Below are 12,129 nucleotides of genomic sequence, written 5' to 3' on the forward strand. Positions count from 1 at the left end.
GGCGGGCCTACCGGTCGCCGAGCAGCTTCCTCATCCGGTCGATCTCGGCCGACTGCGAGGTGGTGACCGACTTCGCCAGGGCGACGGCGGCCCGGTCGGCCCCCTCGGTCTGCTCCGTGCGGGCCATGGCGACGGCGCCTTCGTGATGGCCGATCATCATGCGCAGGAAGGCCCGGTCGAAGGCGTCACCGGACAGCTCGGTCAGCTCGTCCATGTCGGCGTCCGTCATCATGCCGGGCATCGGGGAGGCGGAGTGCCCGGAGGCGGGGTCCCCGGAGGCCGAGTGGTCCATGCCGGGCATGCCCGGCATGCCGGAGTGACCGGCGGACGGGACAGCGGCGCCCCATGCCTTCAGCCAGCCGGTCATGGTCTCGATCTCCGGGTCCTGGGCCTGCCTGATCTGCGCGGCGAGGTCCTTGACCTGCCGCGACCGGGCCCGGCTCGGTGCCAGGGCGGCCATCTCCACGGCCTGCCGGTGGTGCGGGATCATCTCCTGCGCGAACGACACGTCCTGCGCGTTGTGCTTCCCCGGTCCGGCCGGGGCGGTGGCCGACGGGCGGCCGGTGGACCCGTTGCCGTGAGCGGAGTGGCCCGCCGACGATGCGTCTCCGCTGCCGCCGCCGCAGGCGGTGAGCGCCAGCGCGGCGACGAGGACAGCTCCCGGAAGGGCGGCGTGACGGAGACGGAGGGTGCGGAGGGTGCGGAAGGTACGGCCGGTGCGCGGGACGCGGCGGCCGGTGTGGCGGATCGCCATGAAGGTACAGCTCCTCGGAAAGCCCGCGCGCGGGCGCGCGGGACCGGCGGATCAGGTCGGTACCGGAGCACGGCACACCGGACGCGGTGAGGTCCGGATGCCGTGCGGGCGCCTCTAGATCCGCAGGAGCTGCAGTTCGGCGAGGTCGGGCGGGGCCCGGCCGTCGGCAGTGGGGGTGACCGGCCCCGCGGGGAGCGTCACCGGGAGCGCGACGGCGGAGAACGGCGCGGGCGGCGGGGCGGACGGCGCGTATCCCGTCGCCGTACCGGCGGCGGCGCAGGTGCCGTCCGCGTGCTGCATGGGCATGCCGTCCGAGTCCGGGCCGGAGAGGTGACGGCAGGAGTCCCCGGCCCGGTGCACGGGCGCGGCGGCTCCGTGGGCGGCCGGCCTCCCGGGCGCCGCCGCCGTCCCGTGGTGGCCCGGCGCGGGCGCCCCGGCGGAGGCGAAGCCGTGCATCGCGAGCACCCCGGCCAGTACGGCCAGGACCAGCAGAGTCCGGCGGGCACGGCGCACCGCCGAGCGGGCGCGGGTGCGGGTGCCGGACGTCATGGTCACATCGTACGGAGCATCCGGCCGCGCGGAGCGCCGCCCCCGCCGCCGCCGGACGTCAGGGACGCCGGCGCCCGGCCCCGGGGAACACCGCGCGCCCGTCACCGCGCCTCCGGCTTCCCCCGTTCCGCGCGGCGGCGCAGCAGATGCCGGACGACCAGCGCGGCGACGAGGACGGCGACGGCCACCAGCACCCAGACCTCGTACCGCTTGATCGTGTCGTAGACGGTGTCGATGTGCGTGCCCGCGAAGTAGGCGACGGACACCCACAGGCCCACCCACAGCGCCGCGCCGAGCGCGTTGAAGGCCAGGAAGCGCAGCCAGTGCATCCCGGTGGTGCCGGCGATGATGCCGTTGGCCTGGCGCAGTCCCTCGACGAAGCGCGCCACCGTGACGATCTTGCCGCCGTGCCGGGTGAAGAACCGTTCGGCGGTCTCGAACCGCTTGGGCGTCAGGAAGATGTACTTGCCCCACCGGTGGACGAAGGCCCGCCCGCCGAAATGTCCGATCAGATAGCCGATGTTGTCCCCGATCACCGCGGCGGCGAACGCGATGAGGCCGACGGCCAGGACGTTCAGCTCGCCCGCCCCGGCGTACACACCGGCCGCGAGCAGGATCGTCTCGCCGGGGGCGGGCACCCCGAAGTCCTCCACGAGGACGACACCGCCCACGGCCAGATAACCGTACTGGCTGAGCAGCGGGGCCAGATGCTCCAGCGGACCGGGCAGCGGAGGAGCCATACCGCCCACCGTACGTCGCCCGGCGCACGGAGCCCGGCAGACACCGCGTCCGGCCCGTACGCCGATCCGTGCGTCCGCGAAGGGCGCCCGACTGACCGTGTGTCAGTAAAGTCGAGAGGCCGGGACGACTCCGGCCGGACGCGGTCCGGGGCGCCCGCGGCCGCGCGTGGGACCTGCGAGTGAGGGGCGAGCCGTGTTCTACCAGCTGCTCAAGTACGTCCTGCTGGGTCCGCTGCTGAGACTGGCCTTCCGGCCGCGCATCGAGGGTCTTGAGCATGTGCCGGAGACCGGCGCGGCCATCGTCGCGGGCAACCATCTCTCGTTCTCGGACCACTTCCTGATGCCCGCGATCCTCAAGCGGCGCATCACCTTCCTGGCCAAGGCCGAGTACTTCACCGGCCCCGGGCTGAAGGGCCGGCTGACCGCCGCCTTCTTCCGCAGCGCCGGGCAGATCCCGGTCGACCGGTCGGGCAAGGAGGCGGGCCGGGCCGCCGTCCGCGAGGGCCTCGGGGTGCTCGGCAGGGGCGAGCTCCTCGGCATCTACCCGGAGGGCACCCGCTCCCACGACGGCCGCCTCTACAAGGGCAAGGTGGGCGTCGCGGTGATGGCGCTCAAGGCGGGCGTGCCGGTGATCCCCTGCGCGATGATCGGCACCTTCGAGGCCCAGCCCCCGGGCCGGGTGATCCCCCGGCCACGCCCCGTCGTGATCCGCTTCGGCCGTCCCCTGGACTTCTCCCGCTACGCCGGGATGGAGGAGGAGAAGGCGGTCCTGCGGGCCGTCACCGACGAGATCATGTACGCCATCCTGTCGCTGTCCGGGCAGGAGTACGTCGACCAGTACGCGGCCGTGGCCAAGGCCGGGCAGCCCGCGGCACCGGCGTCCGCGCGGGACGGGTCACGGGCCCGCGGGGAGCGCGGGTTCCCCCGCTCCCCGCTCACCTGAGAGCGCGGCGGGGTCCCGTCCGGGGCCGGGCGCGGCGAAGGGGCGGCCGGGGATCCCGGCCGCCCCTCACCGCGTACGGCCGGGTGCTACGGCTTCGGCGTGGCGTGCGGACCGCAGGTCACGTCCGCCCGGTCCACCTTGCCGGTGAGCAGGTAGGTGTCCACCCGCTCGTTGATGCACGGGTTGACCAGACCGGTGACACCGTGGGAGCCCGCGTCCTTCTCGGTGATCAGGCGGGAGCCCTTGAAGCGCTGGTGCAGGTCGACGGCGCCGGGGTACGGCGTGGCGGCGTCCCGCGTGGACTGGACGATCAGGACCGGCGGCAGCCCCTTGCCGGTCTTGACGTTCACCGGGGTCTGCTGCTTGACCGGCCAGGTGGCGCACGGCAGGTTCATCCATGCGTTGGACCAGGTCAGGAACGGGTACTGGGCGTTGAGCCGGGTGTTGTCCCGGTCCCACTTGCGCCAGCTGGTCGGCCACTTGGCGTCGGCGCACTCGACGGCCGTGTAGACGGCGTTGCCGTTCTCCGTGGAGATGTTGCCCGCGATGTCGGACATGTCGGGAGCGGCGGCGTCGATCAGCGGCTGGGGGTCACCGGCGAAGTACTTGCTGAACGCCGTCGCCACCGGCACCCAGGAGGAGTCGTAGTACGGCGCGGTCTGGAAGAAGCCGAGCAGCTCGGACGGGCCGACGACGCCGCCGAGGGGGTGCTTCTTGGCCGTGGCGCGCAGCTGGAGCCACTTGTCCTGGACGGCGGCCCGGGTGGTGCCGAGGTGGAAGCTGGCGTCGTTCTTCGCGACCCAGTCCTGCCAGTCCTTCCAGCGGCCCTCGAAGGCGATGTCCTGGTTGAGGTTGGCCTCGTACCAGATGTTGTCGCGCGACGGGTCGACGACGCTGTCGACGACGATCCGGCGGACATGGCCCGGGAACAGCGTGCCGTAGACGGCGCCGAGGTAGGTGCCGTAGGAGACGCCCAGGTAGTTGATCTTCTTCTCGCCGAGCGCGGCGCGGATGACGTCGAGGTCGCGCGCGGTGTTCGGCGTGGTCATCTGCTGGAGCATGGCGCGGCCGGTGCGCTCCAGGCAGCCCTCGGCGTACTCGCGGGCCAGCTTGCGCTGGGCGCGCTTGTCGGCCTCGGAGCCGGGCACCGGGTCGGCCTTGGGGGCCTTGACGTACTCCTGCGGGTCGGCGCAGGAGATCGGCGTGGAGTGGCCGACGCCGCGCGGGTCGAAGCCGACGAAGTCGTACGCCTTCGCCACGTTCGCCCAGACGGGGTTCTTGGCGGTGACCCGGGTCGGGAAGCGCAGGCCGGAGCCGCCCGGTCCGCCGGGGTTGTAGATGAGGGCGCCCTGGCGGTCCTGCTTGGTGCCGGTGTTGCCGATGCGGTCGACGGCGAGCTTGATCTGCTTGCCGTACGGGTGGGCGTAGTCGAGCGGCACCGAGACGTACCCGCACTGGATGGGCTTGGCCAGCCCCCAGTCGGCGGGGCAGTCCTGCCACTGGATGCCGGCGTGGGCGGCACGGGCGGCGGCGATCGCCGCGCCGACGGCCTCGCGGTCCTGGCCGCGGCGGCTGTCCGCGCTGGCCGCGGGTGCCGCCACGGCGCCGGCTATCAGCGTCGCCGTGACGAGCGCGCCGGCCGAACCGAGCGCCACCGCCCGGTTCTTCGGTCTCATAACCCTCAAGTGGGACCTCCCCGTACATCGTTGCGAATCGAGTACGGGGGATCCTTCCGGCTGTGAGGCGCCTGAGGACAGGGGTCGTTGACCTTCTTTGCCAATCCGATAACCGGCGTCGGATGTTCCGCTCAGCGGAGACGCGCCGGAGCGCCCGCGCCGGGAGGGCGGAAAGGCCGCCTCAGGAGTCGCAGCGGTCCGGGGCGCGGCGCGCGGCGTGCCGGCCCAGCGCCCGCCGCAGCTCCTCCAGCTCGGTGTCGGACAGGGCGCCGCCCTGCGCGAACTTCAGGATGTGCTCGGCGACCGTGCGCACCTTCGTGTTCGTCCGCTGGGAGACCTCGCGCAGCACCCGCCAGGCGCTGTCCGGGGTGATGCGGCCCACGGCCACCAGGGCGCCGATGGCCTGGTCGATGACGGCGTGCGAGGTCAGGCCGCGCTGCAGCTGGGCGATCTCCTCGTGCAGCCGCTCGTGCTCCGCCACCAGGTCGGTGACGGACAGCGGCTGGAGCGGATGCCACCTGGACATCGCGAAGAACGCCATGGAGATCCCCTGGGTCGTCGAACGGCCGGAGTCCTCCTCCAGCTTGCTCCATGCGGGTCGCGCGCACGACCGGAGCCGGGCGGCGACGGACCTCCGTGGCGGGCGGCCGGGCCGACGGCGACGGGCGGGCGGCGCCGTCGACGCCGCACCCGCGCGGGATCGGGTCGGATCGAAGCAGACCGAAACTGACCGAAACGGACCGAACGGGGTACCGCCTTTCGGCGTAGGCGCACCACTTTTTTCCAGGGCCGTTCGGGTTGCGGCGCGTGTCCGCCCGGATGGCGGAACGAATTCTTCCGCTCCTGGTCCGGGGCTCGGCCGGGCGGGAGGAAGCGGTTCGAACGGAACGGCATCCACTCGAACGGACGAGTGGTGAGTAACAACACAAAGCACAGGTTCCGTTGGGATTTTCGGACAGCCGTAGGTGAAGATCCCTGTCTGACGACAAGCCCCCGCCGCAGCGGCGGGGCGGTCCGGGCGGACGCCGAGTCCTGCCACCGCCCGGATGCCCGGTCGACGGAAGTGGATCGGCAGGAGTGGAGGACCCGAGCAAGACGGGTCGCCGGAACGGTCGCGCCACGGCCGGGCCGAGCAGCCCTTGGGGTGAAGCCGCCAGCAGGCGGCCGGGCAACTTCGCCAGCCCGAATCCGACAGGTCATCCTTCACAGGCGGCTGACGAAGGGTTGCGCATGACTGCGCTCAATCGTGTCCCGTCGCTCATGGTCAGGGCCGGAACCGCCTCGGCTCTGACGCTCGCCGCCGTCGGCGGCTCGATCGTGGTGCCCGGTGTCGCCTCCGACGCCTCGGCCGCCACCATGGCGACGAAGGCCCTGAACATCGCGGCGTCCAAGAAGGGCGCCCCCTACCAGTGGGGAGCGACGGGGCCGAGGAGGTTCGACTGCTCCGGGCTCACGCTGTACTCCTTCAAGAAGGCCGGCAAGAGCCTGCCGCGTACGGCCGCACAGCAGTACAACAAGTCGCACCACATCTCCTCGAAGAGCCGTCGCGCCGGTGACCTGGTGTTCTTCCACTCCGGTTCGTACGTCTACCACGTCGGGATCTACGCCGGCTCGGGCAAGATCTGGCACGCCCCCAAGACCGGGGACGTGGTGAAGCTGGAGAAGATCTGGACCAGGAACGTCTGGTACGGCCGTATCGGCTGACCCGCCCGGGTCGCGGGGCGACGGGACGGCGGACCGGCGGACCGGCGACGGTCCGCCGGCTACGGGCCTCGTCGGCTACGGCTCGTCCCGGCCCGTGGCCGGCGCGGCGCGGACCGGCCACGGCAGTTCCACGCTGACCGTCTTGCCGCCTTCCCGGGTGGGCCGCACGCGCACCCTGCCGCCGTACTCCGCGCTGAGCCACCGGACGATCACCATGCCCCGGCCGTTGTCCTGCTGGACGGCGGCCGGCAGCCGTCTGGGGAAGCGCGGGTGGCTGTCGGTGACGCCGATGCGCACCCGCTCGTCGTGGTCGAGGGCGAGGTGCACGGTGAAGGTGGGCGACCGGCCGAGGGTGTGCTCCACGGCGTTGGTGGCGAGTTCGGAGACGATGAGCCGTACGGTGTCGGCGGCGTCCGCGTCCGACGGCAGGCCCCACTCCGTCAGCGTGCCGACCGCGTAGGCGCGGGCGGCCGCGACCGAGGCGGGATCGCTCGGCAGAGTGACGGATGCTTCCAGATGGTCTGCCATGACGACGTCGTCCCTTTCCCACGGGGCCGCGGTCCGACAGGAGCGGATGGTTTCGAGTACGGTCCCGGACTGGTGCTTCGCCGTCAGGTTGCCACCACCGGACCGGTCACGGGTGGCGATCCACCAAGATATGCATATATCTGTCGCTCGAAGCGGTGAACTCTGCGACGGGCGACCGTATGCGCCGTCGGTCCCGGGAGAAGTCAGGAGCGCGTCCCATGCAGCACGGTCCCGCGGTGCGCCGCCGCAAGCTCGGTGCGGAACTGCGCGCGCTGCGCACCGGCGTGGGGCTCACCAGCGGCGAGGCGGCCCGGCTCGTGGGCTGGCACCAGTCGAAGGTGAGCCGGATCGAGACCGGCGCCAGCGGTGTGAAACCGGCCGATGTCCGCACGCTGCTCGACGCGTACGCGGTCCAGGACGCCCAGCTGCGCGAGCTGCTCCTGATGCTGTCGGGCGCCGACGACGGCCAGGACCGGCCGCACTGGTGGCACGCCTACCGCGGGGTACTGCCGCCGACGTACCGCGACTTCATCAGCCTGGAGTCCCAGGCCAGCGCGATGCGCACCCTGGAGACCTCGGTCGTCCCCGGGCTGCTCCAGACCCCCGCGTACGCCCGCGCGGTGACCCGGGCCGCGGTGGACGGACTCGACGACGAGCGGCTGGACGCGCTGGTGGAGGTGCGGCTGGCCCGGCAGGGCGTGCTGCGGGCGGTGCCGCCGCCGACGCTGAAGGTGGTGCTGGACGAGGCGGTTCTGCGCCGGGAGGTCGGCGGCCCGGAGGTCATGGCGCACCAGCTGGAGCGGCTGGCCGAGGCGGCGCGGCTGCCCCAGGTGTCCTTGCAGGTCCTGCCGTTCGCGGCCGGTGCGCACATCGGCATCACCGGCCCTTTCGTTATCTTCTCTTTTTCGAACACTTCTGATCTGGATGTGGTCGTTCTCGACAACTTGACGAGTAGCCTCCACCTCGAACGGAAAGAAGACCTCGAGGCCTACTCCGAGGCCTTCGACACGCTTCGGTCCCACGCGCTTTCGACCGAGGACTCGTTGGACTTCATCGCCGGGATACACCAGGACAGGTGACGGCGGGCGACCGCATCAAGGAGGCACCATGTCTGCTCCGCCTCGGAACTTATCCTCCACGACCGATCTGCACGGGGTGCGCTGGCTGCGCAGCAGCTACAGCACGGGGGCGAACAACTGCGTCGAGACGGCCCGTCCGGCCGCGCAGCCCTACGCCGGACTCCTCGCCGTGCGCGACTCCAAGGCTCCGACCGGGCCCGCGCTGCTCTTCTCCCGCGCGAGCTGGGCGCGGTTCACGGCAGCGGCACACCGGATCTGAGCACCGCCGGGGCGTCCTCCGGGCCCGCCCCGGATCCTCCCGCCCACGGGCGACTCACGGCCGTGTCCCCCGACTCATGGCCGCGTCTCGCCGATCACTCGTACAGCGCGTTCGATCTGCGCCCCGGACAGGTCCGCGCGGGCGGTCAGCCTGAGCCGTGAGATGCCGTCGGGCACGGAAGGAGGCCGGAAACACCCCACGGCCAGGCCCGCCGTACGGCAGTCCGCCGCCCAGCGCACGGCCTGCTCCGGGGACGGCGCGCACACCGAGACGACCGCCGCGTCCGGGCGCACCGCGCGCAGTCCCGCGCCGCTCAGGCGGGCGTGCAGTTCCGCCGCCACCGCCCGCGCCCGCGCCGCGCGCTCCGGCTCGCGGCGCAGCAGCCGCAGCGCGGCCAGGGCCGCCCCCGCCGCCGCGGGGGCGAGCCCGGTGTCGAAGATGAACGTCCGGGCCGTGTTGACCAGATGGTCGATGACCCGGGCGGGCCCGAGCACCGCTCCGCCCTGGCTGCCCAGCGACTTGGACAGGGTGACGGTCACGACCACGTCGTCGGCGCCCGCGAGGCCCGCCGCGTGCGGGGCGCCGCGCCCGCCGTCCCCGAGGACACCCAGGCCGTGGGCGTCGTCGAGGACGAGTCCCGCGCCGTGTTCCCGGCAGACCTCGGCGTGCCGGGCGAGCGGTGCCGCGTCGCCGTCTACGGAGAAGACCGTGTCGGAGACGAGGACGGCCTGCCCGCCGTGCGTGCCGAGCGCCTTGCGCACCGCGTCCGGGTCCGCGTGGGCGACGACCTGGGTGCCGGCGCGGGCCAGCCGGCAGCCGTCGATGAGCGAGGCGTGGTTGCCCGTGTCCGAGACGAGCAGCGAGCCGTGCGGGGCGAGCGCGGTGACCGCGGCGAGGTTGGCCGCGTAGCCGGAGGAGAGCACGAGGGCCGCCTCGAAGCCGCAGAACCGGGCGAGTTCGTCCTCCAGTTGGCGGTGGAGCGCGGTGGTGCCGGTGACCAGCCGGGATCCGGTGGCTCCCCCGCCCCAGATGCGGGCCGCCGCCGCCGCGCCCTCGGTGACCTCCGGGTGGCGGGCCAGGCCCAGGTAGTCGTTGCTCGCCAGGTCGAGCAGGGGCGAGTCGGCCGGGCGGGGCCGCAGCGTCCGGACGAGTCCGGCGCGGCGGCGTGCGTCCGCCTGCTCGTCGATCCAGCCGAACGCCATGGCTCCTCCGGGACTTTTGTAGGCAGTGGACAGACACTAGCCGCACGACACGTCACGCACGGTGTGGGGATACCCACACGTCGAGCGGCCCGTGTTGTGCACAGTCTCCTTGGCCCCGGGCGGCCCCGTAGGACAGGATCGGCTCTCATGGACCTGCTGAACACGCTGGTGAACAAGGGGCTTCGGCGCGAGGCGCCGACCCGCGGGGAAGCTCTGGCCGTGCTGGCCACCTCCGACGACGATCTGCTCGATGTGGTGGCGGCCGCGGGGAAGGTGCGGCGTCACTGGTTCGGCCGACGGGTGAAACTCAACTATCTCGTCAACCTCAAGTCCGGCCTGTGCCCCGAGGACTGCTCGTACTGCTCGCAGCGGCTCGGCTCGAAGGCGGACATCCTCAAGTACACCTGGCTCAAGCCCGGTGACGCGTCCAGGGCCGCGGCGGCCGGGCTGGCCGGCGGGGCCAAGCGGGTCTGCCTGGTGGCCAGCGGGCGCGGCCCGACCGACCGCGACGTGGACCGGGTCTCGGAGACCATCAGGGCGATCAAGGACGAGAACGAGGGCGTCGAGGTGTGCGCCTGCCTCGGGCTGCTCTCCGACGGCCAGGCCGAGCGGCTGCGCGCGGCCGGCGCCGACGCGTACAACCACAACCTCAACACCGCCGAGTCGACGTACGGCGAGATCACCACGACGCACACGTACGCCGACCGGGTGGACACGGTGAACAAGGCGCACGCGGCGGGGCTGTCCGCGTGCTCGGGGCTCATCGCGGGCATGGGCGAGAGCGACGAGGACCTGGTCGACGTGGTCTACGCGCTGCGCGCGCTGGACCCGGACTCGGTGCCGGTCAACTTCCTGATCCCGGTCGAGGGCACCCCGCTGGCCAAGGAGTGGAACCTCACCCCGCAGCGGTGCCTGCGGATCCTCGCGATGGTCCGGTTCGTCTGCCCGGACATCGAGGTGCGCATCGCCGGCGGCCGCGAGGTCCATCTGCGGACCATGCAGCCGCTCGCCCTGCACCTGGCCAACTCGATCTTCCTCGGCGACTATCTGACCACCGAGGGCCAGGCGGGCAAGGCCGACCTGGAGATGATCGCGGACGCGGGCTTCGAGGTGGAGGGCACCGACCAGGTGACCCTGCCGGAGCACCGGCGCGCGGGCGGGTCCGAGGGCGGCTGCGGCTCGCACGAGGGCGCGGGCTGCGGCTCCCACGAGGGCGGCGGGTGCGGTGCGGCCGAGGAGTCGGGCCGCGGGCCGCACGCGGGAGCGGGGTGCGGGTCGCACGAGGGCGGCGGGGTCTGCGGCACGGCGGCTCCGGTCGCCCCGGCGGCGTCGGCGGCCCCGGCCGAGCCGCGCACCGACCTGGTCGCGCTGCGCCACCGCGGCGCCGGTACGGATCTCGCGCCCAATGCCTGATCTGTCCGGACCGGACGTCTCCGCGCTGCTCGCTCTCGACCGGCGGCACGTGTGGCACCCGTACGGACCGATGCCCGGCCGTCAGGAACCGCTCGTCGTGGAGTCGGCGAGCGGGGTGCGGCTGCGGCTCGCCGACGGCTCGGGCGAGCTGGTCGACGGGATGTCCTCGTGGTGGGCGGCGATCCACGGCTACGGCCACCCGGTGCTCGACGAGGCCGTGCGCGGGCAGTTGGCGCGGATGAGCCATGTGATGTTCGGCGGGCTCACCCACGAGCCCGCCGTCCGGCTGGCGAAACTCCTTGTCGACATGTCACCCGAGGGCCTTGAGCACGTCTTCCTGGCCGACTCGGGCTCCGTGTCGGTCGAGGTCGCCGTCAAGATGTGCCTCCAGTACTGGCGTTCGCTCGGCCGGCCCGAGAAGCGGCGGCTCATGACCTGGCGGGGCGGCTACCACGGGGACACCTGGCAGCCGATGTCCGTGTGCGACCCCGAGGGCGGGATGCACGAGCTGTGGGCCGGTGTGCTGCCGCGCCAGCTCTTCGCCGACCCGCCCCCGGCCGCCTACGAGGAGGCGTACGCCGCACGGTTGCGCGAGATGATCGAGCGGCACGCCGGGGAGCTGGCCGCCGTGATCGTCGAGCCGGTGGTGCAGGGCGCGGGCGGGATGCGGTTCCACTCCCCCGCCTATCTGCGGGTGCTGCGCGAGGCGTGCGACGCGCACGGGGTGCTGCTGGTGTTCGACGAGATCGCGACCGGGTTCGGCCGCACCGGCGCGCTGTTCGCGGCGGAGCACGCGGCGGTGACCCCGGACGTGATGTGCGTGGGCAAGGCGCTCACCGGCGGCTATCTGACGATGGCCGCGACGCTGTGCACCGCGCGGGTGGCCGACGGGATCTCGCGGGGCGAGGTCCCGGTGCTGGCGCACGGGCCGACGTTCATGGGCAATCCGCTGGCCGCCGCCGTGGCGTGCGCCTCGATCGAGCTGCTGCTCGGCCAGGACTGGCGCGCCGGGGTCAAGCGGATCGAGGCGGGTCTGCGCGAAGGTCTCGCACCGGCCGCGGAGCTCCCGGGCGTGCGGGACGTGCGCGTCCTGGGCGCGATCGGGGTCGTCCAGCTCGACCACCCGGTGGACATGGCGGCGGCGACCCGGGCCGCCGTGCGCGAGGGCGTGTGGCTGCGGCCGTTCCGGGACCTGGTGTACACGATGCCGCCGTACGTCACGGACGACGCGGACCTGGCACGGATCGGCCGCGCGGTGTGCGCGGCGGCGCGGGAGGGATGA

Annotated in this window: 13 protein-coding genes; 6 read left to right on the forward strand and 7 right to left on the reverse strand. The window is 72.9% G+C overall.

Annotated features, from left to right (window positions below; all coding sequences use genetic code 11):
* Nucleotides 1-7: 7 nt before the first annotated feature.
* The 3 genes from R4Z62_RS04215 to R4Z62_RS04225 all read right to left on the reverse strand — a co-directional run bounded on the left by R4Z62_RS04215 (nt 8) and on the right by R4Z62_RS04225 (nt 2,043).
* Nucleotides 8-754, reverse strand: a complete 747-nt coding sequence (locus R4Z62_RS04215) for a DUF305 domain-containing protein (RefSeq protein WP_355483977.1) — start codon at nt 752-754, stop codon at nt 8-10.
* A gap of 114 nt (nt 755-868) precedes the next feature.
* Nucleotides 869-1,303 carry a DUF6153 family protein gene (locus tag R4Z62_RS04220; RefSeq protein WP_355483975.1) on the reverse strand — a complete coding sequence of 145 codons (435 nt, stop codon included), beginning with the start codon at nt 1,301-1,303 and terminating at the stop codon, nt 869-871.
* Between the two features lie 101 nt (nt 1,304-1,404).
* Complete coding sequence (locus tag R4Z62_RS04225; RefSeq protein WP_064531463.1) at nt 1,405-2,043, reverse strand: DedA family protein; 639 nt, start codon at nt 2,041-2,043, stop codon at nt 1,405-1,407.
* A gap of 193 nt (nt 2,044-2,236) precedes the next feature.
* Between R4Z62_RS04225 and R4Z62_RS04230 the strand changes: the two genes are divergently transcribed.
* Complete coding sequence (locus R4Z62_RS04230; RefSeq protein WP_491519160.1) at nt 2,237-2,986, forward strand: lysophospholipid acyltransferase family protein; 750 nt, start codon at nt 2,237-2,239, stop codon at nt 2,984-2,986.
* An 86-nt stretch (nt 2,987-3,072) separates the two neighbouring features.
* Here R4Z62_RS04230 and R4Z62_RS04235 read toward each other — a convergent pair whose 3' ends face one another.
* Both R4Z62_RS04235 and R4Z62_RS04240 read right to left on the reverse strand, forming a co-directional pair.
* On the reverse strand, nt 3,073-4,662 hold the full coding sequence (locus R4Z62_RS04235) for an alpha/beta hydrolase (protein WP_491519161.1): 1,590 nt from the start codon (nt 4,660-4,662) through the stop codon (nt 3,073-3,075).
* 181 nt (nt 4,663-4,843) lie between these two features.
* Entirely contained in the window at nt 4,844-5,203 is a 360-nt protein-coding gene (locus tag R4Z62_RS04240) for an ANTAR domain-containing protein (RefSeq protein ID WP_491519162.1), read from the reverse strand.
* A 689-nt stretch (nt 5,204-5,892) separates the two neighbouring features.
* Here R4Z62_RS04240 and R4Z62_RS04245 point away from each other — a divergent pair.
* Nucleotides 5,893-6,366, forward strand: coding sequence for a C40 family peptidase (locus R4Z62_RS04245; protein WP_064531467.1), 474 nt, complete (start codon nt 5,893-5,895; stop codon nt 6,364-6,366).
* Between the two features lie 75 nt (nt 6,367-6,441).
* Here the strand turns inward: R4Z62_RS04245 and R4Z62_RS04250 are convergent, their stop codons facing one another.
* Nucleotides 6,442-6,894 (reverse strand): ATP-binding protein, encoded by a 453-nt coding sequence (locus R4Z62_RS04250; RefSeq protein WP_491519163.1) that lies wholly within the window; start codon nt 6,892-6,894, stop codon nt 6,442-6,444.
* 218 nt (nt 6,895-7,112) lie between these two features.
* Between R4Z62_RS04250 and R4Z62_RS04255 the strand changes: the two genes are divergently transcribed.
* A complete protein-coding gene (locus R4Z62_RS04255) occupies nt 7,113-7,973 on the forward strand; it encodes a helix-turn-helix domain-containing protein (RefSeq protein WP_064531469.1) in 861 nt (286 codons plus the stop codon).
* Nucleotides 7,974-8,001: 28 nt separating this feature from the next.
* On the forward strand, nt 8,002-8,232 hold the full coding sequence (locus R4Z62_RS04260; RefSeq protein ID WP_064531470.1) for a DUF397 domain-containing protein: 231 nt from the start codon (nt 8,002-8,004) through the stop codon (nt 8,230-8,232).
* 74 nt (nt 8,233-8,306) lie between these two features.
* Here R4Z62_RS04260 and R4Z62_RS04265 read toward each other — a convergent pair whose 3' ends face one another.
* Entirely contained in the window at nt 8,307-9,434 is a 1,128-nt protein-coding gene (locus R4Z62_RS04265; RefSeq protein ID WP_491519164.1) for an 8-amino-7-oxononanoate synthase, read from the reverse strand.
* A 147-nt stretch (nt 9,435-9,581) separates the two neighbouring features.
* Between R4Z62_RS04265 and bioB the strand changes: the two genes are divergently transcribed.
* Nucleotides 9,582-10,847, forward strand: a complete 1,266-nt coding sequence (gene bioB, locus R4Z62_RS04270; protein WP_491519165.1) for a biotin synthase BioB — start codon at nt 9,582-9,584, stop codon at nt 10,845-10,847.
* Complete coding sequence (locus R4Z62_RS04275) at nt 10,840-12,129, forward strand: adenosylmethionine--8-amino-7-oxononanoate transaminase (protein ID WP_491519166.1); 1,290 nt, start codon at nt 10,840-10,842, stop codon at nt 12,127-12,129. Before bioB ends, R4Z62_RS04275 begins: the two co-directional genes overlap by 8 nt.

This window comes from Streptomyces sp. PL-25, from assembly GCF_058344915.1.